Origin of the sequence: Ruminococcus flavefaciens (assembly GCF_900116855.1) — a bacterium.
Classification (GTDB): Bacteria; Bacillota; Clostridia; order Oscillospirales; family Ruminococcaceae; genus Ruminococcus; species Ruminococcus flavefaciens_R.
In genome coordinates, this window is record NZ_UETD01000005.1 from 16083 (window position 1) to 37385 (window position 21303).

Annotated in this window: 15 protein-coding genes; 7 read left to right on the plus strand and 8 right to left on the minus strand. The window is 51.4% G+C overall.

Features of this window, described 5'->3' with window-relative positions:
• Positions 1–65: 65 nt before the first annotated feature.
• Positions 66–2786 carry a hypothetical protein gene (locus DSZ37_RS05775; RefSeq protein WP_109726001.1) on the minus strand — a complete coding sequence of 907 codons (2721 nt, stop codon included), beginning with the start codon at positions 2784–2786 and terminating at the stop codon, positions 66–68.
• Between the two features lie 18 nt (positions 2787–2804).
• Positions 2805–4913 (minus strand): efflux RND transporter permease subunit, encoded by a 2109-nt coding sequence (locus DSZ37_RS05780; protein WP_109726002.1) that lies wholly within the window; start codon positions 4911–4913, stop codon positions 2805–2807.
• Positions 4914–5347: 434 nt separating this feature from the next.
• Between DSZ37_RS05780 and DSZ37_RS05785 the strand changes: the two genes are divergently transcribed.
• Entirely contained in the window at positions 5348–5962 is a 615-nt protein-coding gene (locus DSZ37_RS05785; protein WP_109726003.1) for a TetR/AcrR family transcriptional regulator, read from the plus strand.
• A 278-nt stretch (positions 5963–6240) separates the two neighbouring features.
• Here the strand turns inward: DSZ37_RS05785 and DSZ37_RS05790 are convergent, their stop codons facing one another.
• The 6 genes from DSZ37_RS05790 to DSZ37_RS05815 form a co-directional block, all read right to left on the minus strand.
• A complete protein-coding gene (locus tag DSZ37_RS05790; protein WP_109726004.1) occupies positions 6241–7584 on the minus strand; it encodes an MATE family efflux transporter in 1344 nt (447 codons plus the stop codon).
• Between the two features lie 105 nt (positions 7585–7689).
• Positions 7690–8994, minus strand: coding sequence for a UDP-N-acetylglucosamine 1-carboxyvinyltransferase (locus DSZ37_RS05795; protein WP_109726005.1), 1305 nt, complete (start codon positions 8992–8994; stop codon positions 7690–7692).
• A 114-nt stretch (positions 8995–9108) separates the two neighbouring features.
• Positions 9109–10608: a peptidylprolyl isomerase gene (locus DSZ37_RS05800; RefSeq protein ID WP_109726006.1), complete on the minus strand. Its 1500-nt coding sequence runs from the start codon at positions 10606–10608 to the stop codon at positions 9109–9111.
• Positions 10609–10780: 172 nt separating this feature from the next.
• Complete coding sequence (locus tag DSZ37_RS05805) at positions 10781–11590, minus strand: peptidylprolyl isomerase (RefSeq protein WP_109726007.1); 810 nt, start codon at positions 11588–11590, stop codon at positions 10781–10783.
• A 180-nt stretch (positions 11591–11770) separates the two neighbouring features.
• Positions 11771–12505: a zf-HC2 domain-containing protein gene (locus DSZ37_RS05810; RefSeq protein ID WP_109726008.1), complete on the minus strand. Its 735-nt coding sequence runs from the start codon at positions 12503–12505 to the stop codon at positions 11771–11773.
• A 273-nt stretch (positions 12506–12778) separates the two neighbouring features.
• On the minus strand, positions 12779–13258 hold the full coding sequence (locus DSZ37_RS05815) for an RNA polymerase sigma factor (protein WP_109726009.1): 480 nt from the start codon (positions 13256–13258) through the stop codon (positions 12779–12781).
• 296 nt (positions 13259–13554) lie between these two features.
• On the opposite strand from DSZ37_RS05815, the gene DSZ37_RS05820 reads away from it, so the two are divergent.
• The 6 genes from DSZ37_RS05820 to ffh all read left to right on the plus strand — a co-directional run bounded on the left by DSZ37_RS05820 (position 13555) and on the right by ffh (position 21266).
• Complete coding sequence (locus DSZ37_RS05820; protein WP_109726010.1) at positions 13555–16524, plus strand: acyl-CoA dehydratase activase; 2970 nt, start codon at positions 13555–13557, stop codon at positions 16522–16524.
• Positions 16525–16561: 37 nt separating this feature from the next.
• Positions 16562–17791, plus strand: a complete 1230-nt coding sequence (locus DSZ37_RS05825; RefSeq protein WP_109726011.1) for a 2-hydroxyacyl-CoA dehydratase — start codon at positions 16562–16564, stop codon at positions 17789–17791.
• Positions 17792–17824: 33 nt separating this feature from the next.
• The gene (locus DSZ37_RS05830) at positions 17825–18688 is read left to right on the plus strand and encodes a phosphatidylserine decarboxylase (protein WP_109726012.1); all 864 of its coding nucleotides are present in this window, start codon (positions 17825–17827) and stop codon (positions 18686–18688) included.
• 25 nt (positions 18689–18713) lie between these two features.
• A complete protein-coding gene (locus DSZ37_RS05835; RefSeq protein WP_109726013.1) occupies positions 18714–19367 on the plus strand; it encodes a hypothetical protein in 654 nt (217 codons plus the stop codon).
• A 163-nt stretch (positions 19368–19530) separates the two neighbouring features.
• Positions 19531–19866 carry a YlxM family DNA-binding protein gene (ylxM, locus tag DSZ37_RS05840; RefSeq protein WP_028521687.1) on the plus strand — a complete coding sequence of 112 codons (336 nt, stop codon included), beginning with the start codon at positions 19531–19533 and terminating at the stop codon, positions 19864–19866.
• Between the two features lie 17 nt (positions 19867–19883).
• Positions 19884–21266 carry a signal recognition particle protein gene (ffh, locus tag DSZ37_RS05845; RefSeq protein ID WP_028521686.1) on the plus strand — a complete coding sequence of 461 codons (1383 nt, stop codon included), beginning with the start codon at positions 19884–19886 and terminating at the stop codon, positions 21264–21266.
• Positions 21267–21303: the final 37 nt, after the last annotated feature.

Here is a 21303-nt window from a genome sequence, read left to right on the forward strand (position 1 = left end):
AAGCCATAGTACTTCCGATCACACATCAGAAATACTATGGCTTGAATTTTTATATCAGCGTCGGTTTATTTTGTACCGTCAACGAGATAGATGAACTTCACGCTGCCGTCCATTTTATCGGAAATGCCCGAATAGCTGTTGTAATCGCGGGAAGCGTCCCTGAGAGCCTTGAGAGTGTCGATGATCTCGGGGAGGTTCTTGTCAACGGCTCCCGTGAGCACGGAAATGCCCTCGTCGTTGAACTTTATCATGCCGTCGTTGAGCTCCTTTGCGCCGCTTTCAAGCTTGCCTACGCCGCCTATGAGCTCAGTGCTGCCCGAGCTGAGAGTGCCTATGCCGTTGTATAGCTCTCCCGAGCCGCCCGACAGCTTTGCTGCACCTGCGCTGAGCTGTTTCAGTGAGTCATAGAGAGTCTTTGCACCGCCAGACAGCTGAGTGCTTCCGCCGTAGAGCTGAGCAAGACCGCCGTCCAGAGTTGCAGCGCCGTCTGAGAGCTGTCCAAGACCGCCGTTCAGAGTGAGTGAGCCCTGCGAAAGCTGAGCAAGACCGCTGTCCAGTGCAGAAGCACCGTCAGAGAGCTGTCCGAGACCGCCTGTCAGGTCAACTGCACCGACTGAGAGCTTTCCGAGGCCGTCATTCAGTGAAGCGTTGCCGCTGCTGAGCTGTGTGAGACCCTTTACGAGGGAGTCCAGACCGCCGATGAGCTCGGTGCTGCCCCCTGCGAGAGTGCCTATGCCTGTGTCGAGGGCAGCTGCTCCCGTGTTAAGGTCTGCTGCGCCCTTTGAAAGCTGTGCGGTAGAGCCCGAGAGCTGCTGTGCTCCTGCGGAGAGAGCCTTTCCGCCCTCATCGAGAGTGCCGAGACCGCTCTGTAAAGCTGCCGAGCCGTTCTGTGCGGTCTCCAGACCTGCACTGAGCTGTCCCAGACCGCCCGAGAGCTGCTGTGCTCCTGTCTGGAGTGAAACTGCACCTGCGCTGAGCTGTCCGCCCTCAGCCATAGAGGCTGATATCTGCTTCTGACCGTCTATGGTCTGCTGTAATGTGCCTATTGCAACAGCAAGCTCCTGTGAGGGAGACTGCTGATATAATGCCTGCAATGCCGCGAGAGCCTGCTCGTTAGCGGCTATTGTGGTATCAAGGGAAGCCCCTGCCTGAGCTATTCCTGCGCCCAGCTGTGAAGCTCCGTCCGTAAGGGCTGCCGCGCCGCCTGCAAGCTGGTCTGCACCTGTCTTGGCTGAGCCGATACCCTCTGCAAGGGAGTCAGCTCCTGTCTTTGCGGAGGCAATGCCCTCCGAGAGCTGTCCTGCGGAAGTGCTGAGCTGTGCGGCACCGTCGCTGAGAGCAGCTGCGCCCTGTGAAAGCTGTGCGGAGCCGTCCTTTACCTGCTTGCTGCCGTCTGTGAGAGCTCCAACGCCGCCCGAGAGCGTACCTGCGCCTGCTGTGAGAGCAGCTGCGCCGTCGTCCACCTGCTTGAAGCCTGCGGTAAGAGCGTCCGAGCCTGCCTTTGCGTCCTTGAGTCCGCTGCTGAGAGCGTCAGCGCCTGCGGTCACCTTTGAGAAGCCGCCTACCAGTGCCGATGAGCCCTCCTTAGCGCTGCCCAGACCATTAGCTAAGTCGGAAGCGCCGCTGCTTACCTGTCCCAGACCGTCTTTCAGCTGTGCAGAGCCGTCCTTAGCGCTGCCCAGACCGCTTGCGAATGTGCCTGTGGAGTCGGAGAGAGTCTTTGCGCCGTCGGTTATTTTCTTTGCGCCGCTGTCAAGCTCTGACGCGCCGTTTTTCAGCTCCAGAGAGCCTGCAAGGAGCTTGTCGATACCGTCTGTAAGGTCTCCTGCACCGCCCGAGAGCTGCTTTACGCCGTCATAGAGAGCTGCTGTGCCGTCGGAGAGCTTCTCCGCACCGTCACTGAGCTCCTTCAGCTTATCCTTCAGGTCGCCGAAGTCGGCTGCATTGTCAACGTCAAGCTGTGAGAATATCTCGTTGGAGACCACTGTCACGGAGGTATTCATCTCAAAATCCGTAACGTCTGCGGATATCTCGAAGCTTTCGGGGACCTCTATGCTCATGCCCTCTATCTTGTCAAGAGCCAGACTTTCGCCCAGCCCCGGGAATGCCATGCCCACAGCGATGAGCTTTGAGCCGTCTGAGATCACCTTGCCGTTTGTGACCTCAACATTTATGTATTTGTCTGTGCTGAGTACAGCGGCACTGGCAGCCATGAAAGGAACATACAGCTCCTTCTCCTCGCCGCCTATATTCTTTGTAACTTTCTGATTGTTCTTGTATGTCCAGCGGATAACGAGGTGTCCGCTCTTGCCCTTTATTTCCTCGGGAGCCATTTTCTTGCCGTCAAGGAAGTACTCCATGGTAACGTCCACGGGGAGCTCCTTGTCGGAATTGCCCTTGTAGTAGATATCGCTGCCGTCAGCCTCCCAGCTGAGGTTCTCGCCGCTGAGCTCGAATTCCTCGTCGCCCTTTACGTTGACGATATTGCTCAGGTCGGAGATATCGGAGATATTCACCAGAGCGGGAGAATTTTTCAGCCAGTCGCTTACCACCACGTTCTTCACGGAGGAATCGCTGTTGCAGAGGACGTAAACTGTCTCGTCCTTGTATGCGTTCTCGCCGTTGCTCTGCCTTGAGGCAGCCTCGCTGTCGGCTGATGTCTTTACGGACTTTTTGGGAGCTTCTGTATTTTTGTCGCTGTTCTTTGCGTAAGCGATGGAGCCCGTAGCTCCTGCGGAAACAGCAGCTGCCACCAGAGCTGTAAGGATCTTGTTTATCTTTTTCATATCTATCTCTCCTTTATATCACACTGTTCCGAAAATATGGCGGCGCTTGCCCTGCGCCTTTCTTTTAGGTGAAAAGCCTGCGCTGGTCCTGCAAATGAGCTTGTCGAATACCATGAACATGGAGGGCAGCACGGTTATTACTATCACCATTGAGATGAGAGCGCCTCTTGCAAGGAGCATACACAGCTCCGAGATAAGACCGATATCGGAGTAGAGGGCAACGCCTACGGTTGCGGCGAAGAAGCCCAGTGCCGAAGTGATGACCGATTTTATGGAGGTGCTGAGAGCGATACCGATAGCATTTTTCTTTGCCTGACCGCTGCTTCTCTCGGTGCGGTATCTTGTGGTCATGAGTATCGCGTAGTCTACCGTAGCGCCCAGCTGTATAGTTCCTATAACGATGGGAGCGATGAATGACAGCCTTGAACCTGTGTAGTAGGCGGCGCCCAGATTTATCATGATAGCCAGCTCTATTACGGAGACCAGTATCACAGGAAGTGTTACCGACTTGAATGTAAAGGCTATGATAAGGAATATAGCCGCAATGGACAGGAAGTTTACTATTTTGAAGTCCCTGTCGGTAATGGTGATGAGGTCCTTTGTGGCAGGCGCCTCACCTATGAGCATAGCCTCGGGGTCATACCTCTGGGCAATGGTGTTCAGGTCTGAGATCTGCTCGTTTACCTCGTCGGAGGCTACCTCGTATTCCGAGCCTATCAGCATTATCTGCCACTTATCGCTCTTGAGGATACTCTTTATCTCCTCGGGAACAGCCTCCTCGGGGATAGCAGGTCCCACCAGTGAATTGAAGCCTGCGGCGAACTGAACGCCGTCAGTCTTTTTTATCTCGCTGAGCATTCTGTCAGCGTCCTTTGCGCTCATATGAGAGTCCACCATAAGGATGTGGGTGCTGTTCATGTTGTACTCCTCAGCCAGCTTGGTGTTGGCGATAACGCTGTCAAGGGTCTTGGGGAGAGTGCTGTCCAGCTTGTAGTAAACATCGTAGTGGTTGTTGCCGAAGACCGCAGGTATAAGCAGAACTATACCCAGTGTAAGGAATACCCATGAGTGCTTTACGATGAAAGACGAGGTGCGGCTGAATGAGGGAAGGAAGTCCCTGTGAGATGTCTTTGCAATAGCCTTCTCGAATATGAGTATCATTGAGGGAAGCACTGTTACGCAGGAGATAACGCCGCATACAACGCCCTTTGCCATAACTATTCCGAGATCAAGACCAAGTGTGAAGGTCATGAAGCACATTGCAAGGAAGCCCGCAACTGTGGTGAAGGAGCTTCCCACAACGGAGGTTATAGTTGCTGCGATAGCGTGTGCCATAGCCTCCTGCTTGCTGTCGGGGAAGTGAGTGAGCTGCTCCTTGTAGCTGTGCCACAGGAAGATGGAGTAGTCCATGGTGACGCCAAGCTGGAGCACCATTGCCAGAGCCTGTGTGATAAAGGATATCTCACCGAGAACGATGTTTGAGCCTAAGTTCCACACTACCGCAAAGCCTATGCTGAGCATGAAGAATACGGGAATGAGGAAGGAGTCCATAGTCAATGTAAGGACTATGCTTGTGAGTATAACGGCGATGACCGCATAGATGAGGGTCTCGCTCTGAGTGAGTTTCTTCATATCGAGAGTGATGGCGGACATACCGCTGATGAAGCACTGCTTCGAGGTGATGTTCCTCATCTCCTCAACAGCGGCGAGAGTTCCGTCGCCCGAGGTGGTATCATCGAAGAATACCGCCATCATGGTGGTGTCGCCCTTGTTGAAGAAGTCGTAGATATTCTCGGGGAGTATCTCCATGGGTATCTTGCAGTCCGTCATGGACTGATAGCATATGACGTCGGAAACGTGGTCTATCGCCGATATTTTGTCGGCAGTCTCCGCAACATCCTTGTCGCTCATTCCCTCCACCATTACCAGAGAGAAGCCGCCCTGACCGAAGTCCTCCTTGAGTATATCCTGACCTATCATTGTATTTATGTCCTTTGGCAGATAGGAGAGTATATCGTAGTTCACACGGGTGTTGATATAACCTATAGCCGAAGGAATAAGCAGGAGCACTGCGATAATGAGTATCAGCACTCTGTGCTTAGCTATCCATTCACCGAATTTAAGCATCTTATCATCCCTTCTTATCATTTTTTACGGGCGCATATTGAAGGTCCGCAGCTCTGTGCAGGAGACTGTCCCCGTCGGAAGCTGAGGGACAGTCGGGAAATACCTTTAGGAGAAAAATGGGCTGATCTGTCGGGAATGAACAGATACGCACAGTCTGCCGCGGACACTCAATATGCGTCCGTTTTATTTGTTATACCTTAGTATATTACAAAAATGACCGTTAGTCAACTGCAACGAAGTGAAAAAATGACTTTCGGTCATATTTTTGTATGCCTGCACAAATTTCTCTTTTGTCAGGGCTGACGGTTGGTCAATTTTACAGCCTTGACACAGCCGATTTTTCGGGCTATAATAATTATGATGTAACTGCAAAGCGGAAAAAATAATGGAACGGTGGGGGACGCTCCGTACATCCTCAGGAAAGGTGTGTAAACATGGGAAAGGTCGACCTTAATAAAAAGCTGAAGGAGAATTCGCTGCTGAAAACAGCTTTTGATTTTTTTACCACAAAGGGCTTCAGCAAGACTTCCATAACCGACATCGTGAACAAGGCAGGAGTGGCAAAGGGCACGTTCTACCTTTATTTCAAGGACAAATATGACATCCGCAACAAGCTTGTGTCCCACAAGTCCAGCCAGCTTTTCAAGACGGCGCTCAGAGAGCTTGGCGACACTATCAATGACCTTCCCTTTGAGGAAAGGCTCATAAGGATAATCGACAATATCATAAATCAGCTCAACAATAACCAGTCCCTGCTCACATTCATATCGAAAAATCTCAGCTGGGGCATATTCAAGAACGCTATCACAACACCTGTTTCCGAGGACGACATCAACTTCTCGGAGGTGTACTATCAGATGCTGTCGGAGGCGCCAAACGGCTTCCGCGACCCCGAGATAATGCTTTTCATGATAATCGAGCTGGTGAGCTCCACCTGCTATTCGGCGATACTCTATAAGGAGCCATGTTCCCTTGTGGAGCTGAAGCCCTATCTGTACAACTCCATAAGGCTCATAATCTCGCAGCATGAGAAAAAAGCGAAGAACTGAGCCAAGCCCATATATAAAATTTGCCCCTGAGCGTCTTGTCACGTTCAGGGGCTTTGTGTTTATTTCGATAAATCATAATTTAGTGGAGCTAAATTATGATTTAAGCCGTTAGCCCATAGCCATTAGCCGTTAGCCTGATGTAGGGGCGGCGTTCCGCCGCCCGATAATAAAGCGGCGAAGCCGCTTACTGATGGCTAAAAGCTAAAGGCTAAGGGCTTCGGAATTTAACACTTTCGGTGTTAAATTCCAATAATTACGGCATGGCGTTGAAGTCTTGTTTATCGTGTGATATTGCTGACCCACTTGTACTTCATGTAGTGCTTGTATACCGCGGGTATCTTCACGAACTCGTCAAGGGTGAGAATAAACGCCACCGCAAGCACAGGGAGCTTCAGCAGGAAGGCTGCTATCATTCCCATGGGCACCACCACGCACCAGAGCGTTACGATATCGCATATCATGCCGAACCTCGTGTCGCCGCCTGCGGGGAATATTCCCGAGATTATGGTGGAGTTCAGGGAGTTGCCGATTATATAATAAGCTGCCATGAACAGCATATACTTCAGATAGAACTGCGCCTGTGGAGCGAGAGTGATGAACCTCATGAGCAGTGGCGTAAGTGCCAGTATGACCACTCCCGAGGCTGCGCCTATCCATATGGAGAAGCGAACGAAGCTGCCGCCTGCCTTTTTGGCTTCCTCTTTTTCATCTCTGCCGAGCATACCGCCGATGATGATGCCCACGCCCGAGGCGATTCCCCAGCAAAGGCTGGCGATTATGCTGCGGACTATGCCTGCTATGGAGTTTGCCGCAGTTGCGTCAGAGCCAAGATGCCCCATGATAACGGAGTACATGGTGACTCCGCCGCCCCAGCCCAGCTGATTGAGCAGCAGGGGAAGTGTATAGCGTATGTAGTCCCTGTGGAGGAGGGGAGTCCTTGACCGCAGCATGAGTTTCAGCCGCAGAGGCGGACATTTCTTCATGCCGATGACAAAGAGTATGAACACGCATTCAAAAGCACGGGTGATGACCGTGGCGAGAGCTGCTCCTGCGATGCCCATTTCGGGGAATGGTCCCACTCCGAAGATGAGACAGCCGTTGAGAGCAATATTCAGCACCACCGCAAGGCTGCCTATAAGGGAGCTGAGCCCTGCGCGGTCACAGACCTTCATAATACCGAAATAAGCCTGCGAGAAGCCTGCCAGCAGGTAGGAAGCTGCCACAGTACGCAGATATACTGCGCCGAGGCTGATGAGGTTGCTGTCAGATGTGAAGATGTGCATTATCTGCCGCGGCAGCAAAGCGGCTGCCAGTGAGAAAAGTGCGCCTATTATAAGGGAATAGCGCATGGTTATGGCAAGGACCTCCTCAACAGTACGCTGATCCTTTTTGCCCCAGTACTGGGCAGCGAGGACTCCGCAGCCTGCCACGAATGCTCCGAAGAACAGGCTGTACACGAAGGCTATCTGTCCTGCCAGTGATGAGGCGGACAGTGAGTCCTGATCAAGAAAGCCCAGCATAAAGGCGTCCGACGCCGAAACCAGTGACGACATCATGTACTGGAAGGCGATAGGCGCCACTATGGTAAACAGTTTTTTGTATAATCCTTTATTATCCTTCATAAAACTCCTTGTGTGAGGTCATAAAAACAGGGGGCGCGCAGAGCGTGCTCCCATGCAGACAGATGAAAAAGCTGCCGCACTGTTGTGCAGCAGCCGTGATACTTATTAAACAGCAGCCTTGGCGTTATCGGGCTTTGAGTCCTCAGCCTTGTCGGGAACGCTGACCTTTTCGATATCTGCGCCCAGCGCACGGAGCTTGCCCTCCATGCAGTCATAGCCGCGCTCGATATGGTAGATATCCTCGATCTCGGTGACGCCGCTTGCAGCCAGTCCTGCGATGATAAGTGCAGCACCTGCTCTGAGGTCACACGCCTTTACGGGAGCTCCCATGAGCTTGCCGGTGCCCTCGATAAGAGCTACCTTGCCGTTTACGGTGATATCGGCGCCCATTCTTCTCAGCTCGTCAACGTAGCGGAAGCGCTGCTCCCAGATATTCTCGGTGATGATGCTGGTTCCCTCTGCAAGACAGAGGAGAGTAGCTATCTGAGACTGCATATCCGTTGGGAATCCGGGGTGAGGAGCGGTCTTTACATTGGTCTTTACAAGGGGACCGTCTACCCATACCCTGATGCTGTCATCGAACTGTTCTATGTTTACGCCTATTTTCTCAAGCTTCTTTGTGATGGACTCAAGGTGCTTGGGGATAACGTTCTTGATGAGCACATCGCCCTTTGTAGCTGCAACAGCCACCATGAATGTACCTGCCTCGATCTGGTCGGGGATAACAGCGTAGGTAGTACCGTGGAGGTGCTCTACGCCTCTGATCTTGATGACGTCTGTACCTGCGCCCATGATATTTGCTCCCATGGAGTTGAGGAAGTTTGCAAGGTCAACGATATGGGGCTCCTTAGCCGCATTCTCTATGACGGTGAGGCCCTCTGCCTTTACGGCAGCCAGCATAGCGTTCATAGTCGCGCCCACAGTTACCACATCGAAGAAGATCTGGCTGCCCGAGAGCTTGTCTGAGGTAAGGTCGATCATGCCCTGACTGAGGGTATACTTTGCGCCCAGAGCTGTGAAAGCCTTCAGGTGCTGGTCGATGGGGCGGTCTCCTAAGGGACATCCGCCGGGCATTGAAACTCTTGCCTTGTTGAACTTGCCGAGGAGCGCTCCGAGGAAATAGTAGGAAGCACGCATTTTTCTTGCGTACTCATAAGGAACGCAGAACTTATTGATAGTTGTGGGATCGATCCTGTAAGCGTCCTTGCCTACGTTTGTGACCTCCGCACCCATTTCCTTGAGTATGCGGATGCATATCCTTACATCGCTGATGTAGGGAACGTTCTCGATAACGCAGGGCTCGTCCGAAAGGATCACTGCGGGCAGGATAGCAACAGCTGCATTCTTTGCACCGCTGATGGTAACTTCACCTTCAAGGCGTCTTCCGCCTTTTATAACAAACTTATCCAAATATTTTCTCTCCTTATTTTTCGGGTTATTTATATCTGCTCCCGAATTTCTTTCTTTTGTTCCTCGGCATAAGACGCCGATAATATAAATCATCAAGCCTTAGCTTGAAAGCTGTCATTCATAGTCGGAAAGATGCCAGCGGACATCCTCTCCGTTATACTTGGTGACGGTCATCTTCTCGATGACAATGTCCTTCTTGGGCTTATTGTTTTCGTCAACTTCGCAGTTCTGGATATCGAAGATGATATCCAGTCCGTCAAAGACCTGACCGAAGACCGTATAGCTCCCGTCGAACCACGGTACACCGCCGTACTCGGTGTAGAGCTCCTTTTCGCTTTTGGAGAATTCGTAGCCGTAGGACTCTATCTCGTCGACCTCGTCCTGAGTGAGCTTTTCACCTGTGACAATAAAGAAGCGGCTTCCGTTTGTATTAAGTGAACCTTCATTTGAATAGGCAACTGCACCTGCAACATGGAGGAGGTGTGGGTCTGCGCTGTCCTCATAGCCCTTGTCGAATATGGATTCGCCGCCGGTACCGTCTCCGTTGGGGTCACCGCCCTCAATGAGCAAATCCTTCATCACCCTGTGGAATGTGAGCCCGTCATAGTAGCCCTGTTCTGCCAGTGTGGTAAAGTTTTCGATGCCCTTTTCGGTGTACTCGGGGAAGAGCTTGATCTTTACTTCCCTGTCGTAGCCTTTCAGCTTCATGCTGACTATGGTCTCGCCCTCTTTCGGGGCTGTGAAGTTCTTGATCTCCACGTCTTCCTTAGCCGATGCCTGTCTGATCTCCTCGGGGTCAAATGACTCGTAATCATTGATATACCAGCGTATATCCTCTCCGTCGTACTCGCCGACGGTAACGGAGTCCATGATGACGTCCTTGTAAGGCATATCGTTGTCGGGGTCGGTTTTTACATTCTGTATCTTGAATATAATATCCAGACCGTCGATGACCTGACCGAAAACGGTATAGCTGCCGTCAAGCCAGGGGGCTCCGCCTGCTTTCTTGTATATCTCCTTTGCGTTGTCGGAGAATATATAGCCTTTATTGGCGATATCGTCGAAATCCTCATCGGTATAGGTAGTACCCGTAACGATGTAGAACTGGCTGCCGTTGGTGGAGGTGCCGCCGCTGTTTGCGTAGGCAACAGCGCCTGCTGCATGGATAAGATGGGGGTCTGTACCGCCGTCGAACTTTCCGCCCCACACGCATTCGCCGCCTGTGCCGGTGCCGAGGGGGTCTCCTCCCTGTATCATGAAGTCGTTGATGACTCTGTGGAACTTGAGACCGTCGTAGTAGCCTTTTTTAGCCAGCTCAACGAAGTTCTCGACGCCTCTGTCCGCGTACTCGGGGAAGAGTCTGAACTTGACCGTTCCGTAGTCCCTGATGTTCATGATTATTATAGTATCGCCCTTTTCGGGGGCTGTGAAGTTTGCAATGTCAACATTTTCCACTGTGAGCGGCTGTGTGGAAACAGCCTCTGTTGTAAGCTCTGCTGCGGTAGTTACCTCCGCGGTGTCAGAGCTGCTGCTCGTCTGACTGCTGCATGATGTAAATGCAGAAGCCGCAATTACTGTACAGAAAAGACCTGCGAGGAATTTTCTGAGCATCATATATCACTCCTCAGAATTAAGAGATACTGTGATTATTATGAGTAACTATACTTCAACTTATATATTATACATCAAATAATTTGATTTGTAAATAGTTTCCTGATATTTTTGTTGTCAGATTACAAAGCTTTTCCATGAAAAGGCAGGTTTTATCGCTGAAATCAACGAAATATCAGTTGTTTTTTGTATCTTCCGTTATTTCATCTTCCGAAGAATAGGTGCTTATAGTGACAGAATTTATGAGGACGTCCTCCTTGGGGAACTTATACACGCCGATGTCGTTGGTCTCAAGCTGAGCCAGCTTTTCCGCAACGTCCATGCCGCTGTATATCTGACCGATGACGGTCATCTGTTGTGAGAAGTTGGGAACGCCGCCGTTTTCGATAAATGCGTCCGCAAGTGCTTCGCTCTCGGAGGAGTTCTTCAGCTCCTCCTTGAATTCGTCATCGTATTCGACTGTGTTCAGCATGATGAAGCGGCTTCCGTTGTAGTAGGTGCCGCCGCCCAGTATCTTCTCCTTGAAGTTCTGCTTGACAGTGGTGTTCATGGCGAGGACAGCGCCCTTGAAGGGCCAGAGGTCCTGACTGAGCTCTCTCTCCACCAGCTCATGTGAGTTGTCCTTGGCGGAGCCGTCCTTGTTGGGAGCGCCTGCCGCGGAATAGACTCCGCTCTCTGCGTGGAAAACGTAGGTGCCGTCATAGTAACCCGAATTTGCCAGCTCTGTGAAGTTCGCCACGGCGTTAGGTGACTGCTCGGGGAAGAGCCTGAACCTTACCTCGCCGAGGGTGGTGTCCACGATAGCTATGGGATCGCCCTCCTTCGGGGGATCAAGCTGTATCAGCTTCATAGTCTCGGGATCGATGGTGATGTAGTTGTTGTTTCGCGCCCTCATCATTCCGCCTATCATGACAGCGAGGGAGGAAACTCCCATAATGAGGGTGAATATGAGTATAAGTCTTACGACATGGTTGCGTTTGAACATGAAATTATCCTTTCCGTTTCATACTGCTATTATTATACATAAAGAGTCCCGATTTGTCAACATTTGGGAAGTTGAAAGTTGAAAAACGCATCGAACCCCGGTCGCGGACCACATGAACGGCGCTCCGCCGCCCGAAAAACAGGGAAAAAGAAAACGGACGGCGAACGCCGTCCGTATGCGTTATTTTTCAACATTGTCCAGATATAACTGCCAGAGGTCTAATTCTATGTCCTTGTCACGGCAGTGGATAGTGAGAGTATCGCCTTCTTTAACATTTCCGCCGCACGAAAACTGATTAGGGTGTTTGCCACAATTATCAAAAGGCAGCTTCACAACAGGATATATCCACCTCTCCTCATGCGTTCTCATATCATTTATGCCCTCATCATTTACAAAATATTCGTAATCAGCGTCAAACCTGTAATTTATCATCTTGCAGTCCGCCTCAAAATCAATGCTTATATGATGTTCTGTTTCGACTTTTGCACCATCAGGAATGGGATAGAAATCGTCCATGTATTCAGCACGGTATTCTTCGAGATATTCACCGTTTTCGTTCGGCTCGTGCTTTATCATGTATGACTTGACCTCATATGCGGTCACGGTATAATGAAGCTTATCCGAGCTTATGGGTATAACTCCCACAAAAACGAATACAAAAACTGCAGACAGCACTGCAAGTGTGCCGAGAATGGCGGCTATTACTTTGAGTTTTATACGCTTTTTTATCTTTTTCAGCGGCTTTATGTCCTTCTGGTCGGCTTTTATATCATCTTCCTTGTTGTTCATGCTCTCGTAGATACTATTGCACTCCTCGCATTCGCGGAGGTGCTTTTCTATTTCCTCGTTGCTGTCCTCTGAGGTCAGCTTGTCGCAGTACAGCGGCAGAAGGTCTCTGATTATATTGCATTTCATAATATCAACTCCTTTTTTAGTTGAGAGTGCAGAGTTATTGTGTCTGTTTACGCAGACAGATCTGAATACTATCGCCGAAAGGCGATACCGCAACTCTCAACTATCTGCTTTCAACTCTCAACTATCTGCTTTCAACTCTCAACTTGTCGGGCGGATAATATCAGCCCCTACAGGCGGTTATTCCGCTTCGGGCTCCCGTTCATGGTGATGTGCTTGCTTCGGGAGGGCGGGGGCGCCCTCCCCTACAGTTGGCTGTTTGCGGTCGTCCCTGCATCAATCGCCGCGGGCTAATTTCTGCTTAGCACGGTAATAGGTCACACGCGCCCAGTTCTCGGACTTGCCGAATATCTCCCCTATCTCGCGGAAGCTCAGCTCCTGTGAGGCGCGGAGCAGTATCAGCTCCTTTTCCGTCTCGGGCAGGGAGTGTATCTTCTTCAGCAGCCTCAGCCGTCCGTCGGCGCTCTCCGCAGCCTCGTCGGGACGGGGAGCCGTGTCCTCCGCAAGCTCGCTTATCTCCTCGCCCTTGTGCTTTGTGCGCTTGCGGAGCTCCTCCAGCCATGCGTTGCGCGCGATACTGCACAGCCATGTGTACACGGAGCTCTCGCCCTTGTATTTCCTCAGCGACTTTATGGCGCGGTAAAAGGTCTCCTGAGTGAGCTCCTCGGCGGTGTCGGCATCGCCGCAGAGAGTCATGAGGTACAGAAAGACCTTCCTGCCGTTTTCCTTGTAGTATTGCTCCATTTCTCCCGACACGCCGACACCTCCTTTCCGAACGTTCACTTATTAGTTGCGGAAAAAGCCTTTTCGTTACAGCTTTTTCCGAAAAATTTTCAAATTGACATTGTGAAGCTATCGTGCTATACTGAAATGTACCAAATATACGTTATTATATCATTTCCTGCGAAAAATGGCAACTTATCCCACCTATCTGCAATGCGGAAATTTTACCTCTTTACTTTTACATAATAATTGTGCTATAATAAAAGAATAGCGAATTGAACGATATGGGCGGATCGTCCGCCCGATAATAACTTCTTCTGAGGTGTATAATGGCAAATAAGTATTCTCTCGGCATTGACGTGGGATCGACCACGGTAAAGACTGTCATAACCGACAGCGACGGAAATATCCTGTATTCCAAGTATCAGCGCCATCTCTCCAAGGTAAAGGAGACGGTGACTGACCAGCTGAAGATCATTCAGGCGGACTATCCCGACGAGGAGTTCACCGTATGTATCACGGGCTCGGCAGGTCTGGGACTGGCAAATTCTGCGGATATCCCCTTTGTTCAGGAGGTCCATGCGGCTTTTCTCGCCGTTAAGCAGAAGCAGCCCGACGCTGACGCTGTTATAGAGCTTGGCGGCGAGGACGCTAAGATAATATTCCTGACAGGCGGCGTTGAACAGCGTATGAACGGCACCTGTGCAGGCGGTACGGGCGCATTCATCGACCAGATGGCTACACTGCTGGGCGTTTCCGCAGACCAGCTGGACGAGCTGTCCCTCCACGCACAGAAGATATACCCCATAGCTTCACGCTGCGGAGTTTTTGCCAAGTCGGATATACAGCCCCTGCTCAATCAGGGCGCAAGGCGCGAGGACGTTGCCGCAAGTATCTTTCAGGCAGTCGTTGACCAGACTGTTTCGGGACTTGCTCAGGGACGCTCCATTGAGGGAAAGGTACTTTTCCTCGGCGGTCCTTTATTCTTTCTCCGCGGACTCAAAAAGGCTTTCGTAAGGACTCTCGGTCTTGACGATGAGCACGCTGTGTTCCCGCCCGAGGCTCCTGTTTTCGTGGCTTACGGCTGTGCTATCTATGCGGCTACTGCCGAGAAGGCGTTCCATATAAGCGATATAATCGAGAAGATACGCACCGCAAAGGCTTCCGACGCCATAGTTACGGGCGAGCCACTTTTCCGCTCCCATGCCGAGTATGACGAGTTCATAGACCGTCACAAGAAGTTTGATCTGGGCTATGCGGATATACGCACCTACAAGGGTGATGCCTATCTCGGTATCGACGCAGGCTCCACCACCACCAAGCTGGTGCTCATCACAGAGGACGGACGTATCCTCTACCACCACTACTCCTCAAATCTGGGTCAGCCCCTTGACAAGATAGCCGATCAGGTAAAACGTATTTACAGCGAGATGAACCCCGGTATCACCATTAAGGGCTCCGCTGTAACAGGCTATGGCGAGGATCTCATAAAGGCAGGTCTTTCCGTTGACCACGGCATAGTAGAGACCGTGGCGCACTTCAAGGCGGCGGCTTACTTCTGTCCCGACGTTGACTTCATCATCGACATCGGCGGACAGGACATCAAGTGCTTCAAGATAAAGAACAAGAGCATCGACAGCATCATGCTCAACGAGGCTTGCTCCTCGGGCTGCGGCTCTTTCATACAGACATTCGCAATGGCGCTGGGCTACGATATAGCCGAGTTCTCGCAGCTGGGTCTTTTTGCAGAGCACCCTGTTGATCTGGGCTCACGATGTACCGTATTCATGAACAGCTCCGTAAAACAGGCGCAGAAGGACGGCGCCACCGTGGAGGACATCTCCGCAGGTCTGTCCTCCTCTATCATCAAGAACGCCATTTACAAGGTAATTCGTGCCAATTCTCCCGACGACCTCGGAAAGAACATAGTCGTTCAGGGCGGAACCTTCCTCAATGACGCGGTGCTCCGCTCATTTGAGAAGGAACTGGGCAGGAACGTTATCCGTCCTGCTATCTCGGGGCTCATGGGCGCCTTCGGCTGTGCTCTCTATGCTAAGGAGAGAGCAGGGGAGGAGGCTTCAAAGCTCATCTCCGCAGAGGAGCTTGAGAACTTCACCTACACCTCGCGTTCCGCAAACTGCGGCGGATGTACCGCTCACTGCCAGCTGAACATCATCAGCTTCGGCAAGGGACGCCGCTTCATCTCGGGCAACCGCTGCGAAAAGGGCGGCGGAGCTGCCAACAGGAACACCGTTCCCAATCTCTACGAGTTCAAATACGACAGCATACTCAATACCGTCAAGACCCACCAGCCCAAGCGCTATCGCGGCACAGTGGGACTTCCACTTGCACTCGGATTTTACGAGCAGCTGCCATTCTGGCATATGCTGTTCACCACACTGGGCTTCAGGACAGTGGTCTCCGACGAGAGCTCCCGTGATATGTACTATCTGGGACAGCATACCATCCCCTCGGATACAGTGTGCTACCCTGCAAAGCTCACACACGGACACATCGAGAACCTGCTGGACAAGGGCGTGGACTTCATATTCTATCCCTGCATGAGCTACAATCTGGACGAGGGCGGCAGCGACAACCACTTCAACTGTCCCGTAGTTGCCTATTATCCCGAGCTGCTCATGGCAAACAATCCAAGGCTCAACAAGGAGAACTTTATCCACCCCTACCTCGACCTGAATATCAGGAAGAACGTCATAAAGGTTCTGGGAAAGGCTCTCAGCCGTTACAACGTCAAGGGCAGGATACCCGACGCTGTGGACAAGGCTTACGAGGCGCTTCAGGCTTACCACAACTCGGTAACGAAAAAAGCCATGGAGATAATCACTCAGGCAAGAGCCGAGGGAAGAAAGATAATCGTTATCGCAGGCCGTCCCTACCACATAGACAAGGAGATAAACCACGGCATACATAAGCTTGTCTCCAGTCTCGGCATGGCTGTCATCACAGAGGACAGCATCTCGGGATTTTCCAGCACCCCCAAGCTGGGCGTGCTCAACCAGTGGACTTACCATTCAAGGCTCTACCGCGCCGCCAAATACGTCACCACACAGCCCGATATGCAGCTCATACAGCTTGTGTCATTCGGCTGCGGAATAGACGCTGTTACGGGCGATGAGGTGAGACATATCCTCGAGAGCCGCGGAAAGCTGTACACACAGCTTAAAATAGACGAGATAAACAACCTTGGCGCTGCAAGGATAAGACTCAGGAGCCTTGTCGCCGCTATGGAGCAGGCAGAGCAGAAGCCTGCCAAAAAGCCTCAGGTGCAGACCGTCTGAGCTGCACAGGCTATGAAGCAATGATACGGAGGTCACTATGCCCGAATATGCAAAGTTTACCGAGGATATGATAAAGACCCACACTATCCTCGTACCCGATATGCTGCCCATACACTTCAAGATGCTCATTTCCATCTTTGAGGCAAAGGGCTATAAGCTGGAGCTGCTGACAAATGATTCCCGTGCAGTGGTCGATGAGGGACTGAAAAACGTTCACAACGACGCCTGCTACCCTGCGCTCCTCGTTATAGGACAGTTCATGGACGCTCTCAAAAGCGGAAAGTATGACCCCGACAAGACCGCTCTCCTCATCACACAGACGGGAGGCGGCTGCCGAGCTTCAAACTATATCCACCTGCTGAGAAAGGCTGTTGCCAAGAACTATCCTCAGATACCCGTTGTATCGCTGAATTTCAGCGGACTGGAAAAGGACAGCGCTTTCAAGATAACCGCTCCCATGTTCCTTAAAATGCTGTACGCCGTGCTCTACGGCGACCTGCTCATGACCTGCTACAACAAGTGCAGAGCCTATGAGATAAACAAGGGCGAGTCGAAGAAAATGCTGGATAAATGGCACAGGAGACTGTGCAATATCTTCCTGAAGGGCAGCAAGATGTTCCTCAGGACAAAGAAGGTATACAGGGATATCCTTGATGATTTCGCCTCTATCCCTCTCAGCAGTGAGAAGAAGATAAGAGTCGGCATCGTGGGCGAGATATACGTCAAGTATTCTCCCCTTGCCAACAACCACCTTGAGGATTTCCTTATTTCCGAGGGCTGCGAGCCCGTTGTGCCTTCGCTGCTGGAGTTTGTTATGTACTGCGCCGCAGGCACATTCAACGACGCTAAGATATACGACCACACCACAAAGCAGTCCATCTTCAACAAGATAGGCTATGACCTTATCTACGCCAAGCAGAAGGAGCTCATCAAGGTCATGAAGGAGCAGGGAAGCTTCGAGCCTCTCCACGACTTCGAGCACCTGAGAAAGCTTGCCGACAAGTACATCAATCAGGGCGTAGTCATGGGCGAAGGCTGGCTCATACCTGCGGAAATGGCTGCACTGGCAAAGTCGGGCGTGGAGAATATCATCTGCACACAGCCCTTCGGCTGTCTGCCCAATCATATAGTGGCAAAGGGTATGTCCCGTGCTATCAAGCAGGATAACCCCAACGCAAATATAGTCGCCATAGACTATGACCCCGGTGCCACAAGAGTAAATCAGGAAAACCGTATCAAGCTCATGCTTGCCAATGCAAGGCTTTAAGTCCATGTGAAGGCTGAGGGGAGGAGCTTCACCATGATAAAGACCAGAACAGGCGAGATCATCGTCACAAACGAAAATCAGAACAAGCTGCTGAAAAAGCTCTACGGCAGTGTCCTCGGACGAGTGCTGCTCAAGACCCTGACTGCCCCTGCTGTGTCCTATGTTGCAGGAAAGTTCATGGACTCAAGGGCTTCGGCGCTGCTGATAAAGCCTTTCATCAAGCGCAGCGGCATAGATACCTCGGAGTATGTCATGTACCGCTTCCGCTCATACAACGATTTCTTCACCCGTGTCATAAAGCCCGAAAAACGCCCTGTGGACTATGCTCCCGACCATCTCATAAGCCCCTGCGATTCAAAGCTGACGGTGCATAAGATAGGAAAGAACAGCATCTTCCGCATAAAGGGCTCGCGATACAGAGTCAGCGACCTGCTGAAGAACGAGTTCCTTGCGAACCGCTTCTGCGGAGGCTACTGCCTTATTTTCCGCCTTGAGGTGGACGACTATCACCGCTACTGCTACATAGACAACGGCACCAAGACCGAAAATACCTTTATCGCAGGAGAGCTCCACACGGTCAATCCCGTGGCTCTGGAGCGGTATAACATATACAAGCGCAACAGCCGCGAGTATACCGTGCTCCACACCGAGAACTTCGGCGATGTTGTGCAGGTGGAGGTCGGCGCAATGATGGTGGGAAGGATCGTGAACCACCACGGTGAGGGCGGCTTCTGCCGCGGCGAGGAAAAGGGAAAATTCGAGTTTGGCGGCTCAACCATAGTCATGCTTTTCGGAAAAGACACCATCTGTCCCGATGAGGATATACTCCGCAATTCCGCAGAGGGTATCGAGACCGTGGTGAAATACGGCGAGAAAATAGGAAAAGCCTGCCGCTGAAGGCTTACGAACAGAGGAGAATAACATGAAAAAGACCATTGCCTTTATGCTTGCCTGCGCCATGATGTGTTTATCCGCAGGCTGTCTCAAAAAGGACGATTTTGTGGTATCCCATATGGAGATACCGCCTATCCCCGAGCCATATACAGTTGAGGACGGCATCTTCGATGTTGATGCGGTGCGAAGCAATATCAATATAAAGGGTCAGCACTTTGACCTGCCTCAGTACATTACAAAGCTGGGAAAGGAATGGGACGTAAAGTTCTATGACAAGAAGGAGTACGGACTTCATGAGGGCAACGCCATGGCTTCCCTTTATTATAACGGTACGGAAATGGGTACCGTTATGCTGGAGAACTCCTATACCCATCACGAGCAGGAAAGCGTTATGTACAGCATATCCGTAAAGACCTCGGACAGCAGTATCTACGGCATAACGCCCCTTGTGTCCACCATAGACGATGTGACGAAGCTCATAGGTCCTCCCGATGACGAGCAGAAGCTGGAAATGCCCTTCACCCACACCTATCGCTACGGTATCATGCTGGGCAAGGACGAACAGGGCATACTGAGAGGACATTCCATCGTCATTTCCTTCAATGAGGACGATGTGGTGGATATGGTCAGCATTACATATTCGGATATGTCCGAAACAGAGGAAGCCGAGCAGGAGAAATAAGCCCGTTTTAAGACAGTATACAAAAAGCGTCCCGAGGGGGACGCTTTTTTTCGGCATTATCCCGAATGTGGCGGAAATTTATCGCTCCCACTTGACAAAACCGCAGGGATGTAGTATAATGTGTAAAGTGATTTTGCATTACACCCAAAAGAGGTGCCCGAAAATGGCTAAAGAACTGAAATTCGTAATGCTCCTTGACTGCTACGGCGACCTGCTCACAGACCACCAGCGCAGTATCATGGAGATGTATTACTGCGATGACCTGTCCCTTGCGGAAATAGGTCAGCCCATGAATATCACCAGACAGGCGGTGCGAAGCATTATCAAGCGCACCGAGGATATACTCCTCAACTATGAGGAAAAACTGGGCTTCGCGGAAAGACTGGGCAGGATGCGGGAGTGCTTCGGCAATATAGAAGCTGCCGCAGAGCAGATCACTGACGGGAATATAAGAAATACCATACTCTCCGAGACCGCTAAGGGCGCGGAGCTGCTGTAATATAAAGGAGGTTCGGCATGGCATTCGAGGGACTTTCCGAAAAACTCAATAACGTCTTCAAAAAGCTCAAGTCAAGAGGCAAGCTCACTGAGTCAGACGTAAAGGAGGCTATGCGTGAGGTAAGACTTGCGCTGCTTGAAGCCGACGTAAGCTACAAGGTAGTTAAGGACTTTGTAAAGAGCGTTACAGAAAGAGCTGTGGGCGAGGAAGTGCTGGCAAGCCTTACTCCCGCTCAGCAGGTAATAAAGATAGTTAATGAAGAGCTGGTATCCCTTATGGGTAACAGCAACGCCCGTATAAATATGGCTTCAAAGCCGCCTACGGTCATCATGATGTGCGGACTTCAGGGTTCGGGTAAGACAACTCACGCCGCAAAGCTGGCTAAGCTCCTCAAGAAGGAGGGACACCGTCCCCTGCTGGCTGCCTGTGATATCTACCGTCCTGCTGCTATCAATCAGCTGCAGGTAGTGGGCGGAAAGGCTGACGTAAAGGTGTTTGAGATGGGTCAGACAGACCCCGTTGTCATCGCCAAGAAGGCTCTTGCCTACGCCAAGGACTACGGTCACGACATACTCATAATAGACACCGCAGGTCGTCTCCACATTGACGAGGCTCTCATGGACGAGCTGGTAAATATCAAGAAGGAGACAAACCCTGATGAGATAATGCTGGTAGTTGACGCTATGACAGGTCAGGACGCAGTAAACGTTGCCAAGGCATTCGATGATGCTGTGGGCATAACAGGCGTTCTCATGTCAAAGCTTGACTCCGATACCAGAGGCGGTGCGGCTCTGTCCGTACTCTCCGTAACAGGTAAGCCCATCAAGTTCGTTGGTATGGGCGAAAAGCTTGACGATTTCGAGCAGTTCCACCCCGAGAGAATGGCTTCCCGTATCCTCGGAATGGGCGATGTGCTCACACTCATAGAAAAAGCCGAGAACGTCATGTCCCAGAAGGACGCCGAAAAGCTCACCAAGAAGTTCAAGGAGAACAAGTTCGATATGGACGACCTTCTTGACCAGATGAAGCAGATCAAGCGTATGGGCTCCATGAAGTCAATACTCGGTATGCTCCCCGGTGTGGGCGACAAGATAAAGGACGCCGATATCGACGAGAGCCAGCTGGGCAGGATAGAGGCTATGATAACCTCTATGACCAAGGCTGAAAGAGCCAAGCCCTCTATCATCAATCCCTCACGCAAGAAGCGTATCGCAAACGGCTCGGGCACTAAGGTAGAGGACGTAAACCGACTCCTCAAGCAGTTCGACCAGATGCAGACAATGATGAAGAAGTTCACAGGCAAGTCGGGCAAGATGAGCCTGCGTAAGGCAAGAAAGAACCTTGCAGGCATGAACTTCGATAAGTACACAGGCAAGGGCGGCGGAAACCTGCCCTTCTGAAAAGACTGACACAGCTTTCAATGCGACGTCTCCCGCC

Bases quoted from the DNA above. Each gene is read 5' to 3' on its own strand.
- DSZ37_RS05775 (WP_109726001.1), bottom strand. From the start codon at position 2,786: ATGAAAAAGATAAACAAGATCCTTACAGCTCTGGTGGCAGCTGCTGTT.
- DSZ37_RS05780 (WP_109726002.1), bottom strand. From the start codon at position 4,913: ATGCTTAAATTCGGTGAATGGATAGCTAAGCACAGAGTGCTGATACTC.
- DSZ37_RS05785 (WP_109726003.1), top strand. From the start codon at position 5,348: ATGGGAAAGGTCGACCTTAATAAAAAGCTGAAGGAGAATTCGCTGCTG.
- DSZ37_RS05790 (WP_109726004.1), bottom strand. From the start codon at position 7,584: ATGAAGGATAATAAAGGATTATACAAAAAACTGTTTACCATAGTGGCG.
- DSZ37_RS05800 (WP_109726006.1), bottom strand. From the start codon at position 10,608: ATGATGCTCAGAAAATTCCTCGCAGGTCTTTTCTGTACAGTAATTGCG.
- DSZ37_RS05805 (WP_109726007.1), bottom strand. From the start codon at position 11,590: ATGTTCAAACGCAACCATGTCGTAAGACTTATACTCATATTCACCCTC.
- DSZ37_RS05810 (WP_109726008.1), bottom strand. From the start codon at position 12,505: ATGAAATGCAATATAATCAGAGACCTTCTGCCGCTGTACTGCGACAAG.
- DSZ37_RS05820 (WP_109726010.1), top strand. From the start codon at position 13,555: ATGGCAAATAAGTATTCTCTCGGCATTGACGTGGGATCGACCACGGTA.
- DSZ37_RS05825 (WP_109726011.1), top strand. From the start codon at position 16,562: ATGCCCGAATATGCAAAGTTTACCGAGGATATGATAAAGACCCACACT.
- DSZ37_RS05830 (WP_109726012.1), top strand. From the start codon at position 17,825: ATGATAAAGACCAGAACAGGCGAGATCATCGTCACAAACGAAAATCAG.
- DSZ37_RS05835 (WP_109726013.1), top strand. From the start codon at position 18,714: ATGAAAAAGACCATTGCCTTTATGCTTGCCTGCGCCATGATGTGTTTA.
- ylxM (WP_028521687.1), top strand. From the start codon at position 19,531: ATGGCTAAAGAACTGAAATTCGTAATGCTCCTTGACTGCTACGGCGAC.
- ffh (WP_028521686.1), top strand. From the start codon at position 19,884: ATGGCATTCGAGGGACTTTCCGAAAAACTCAATAACGTCTTCAAAAAG.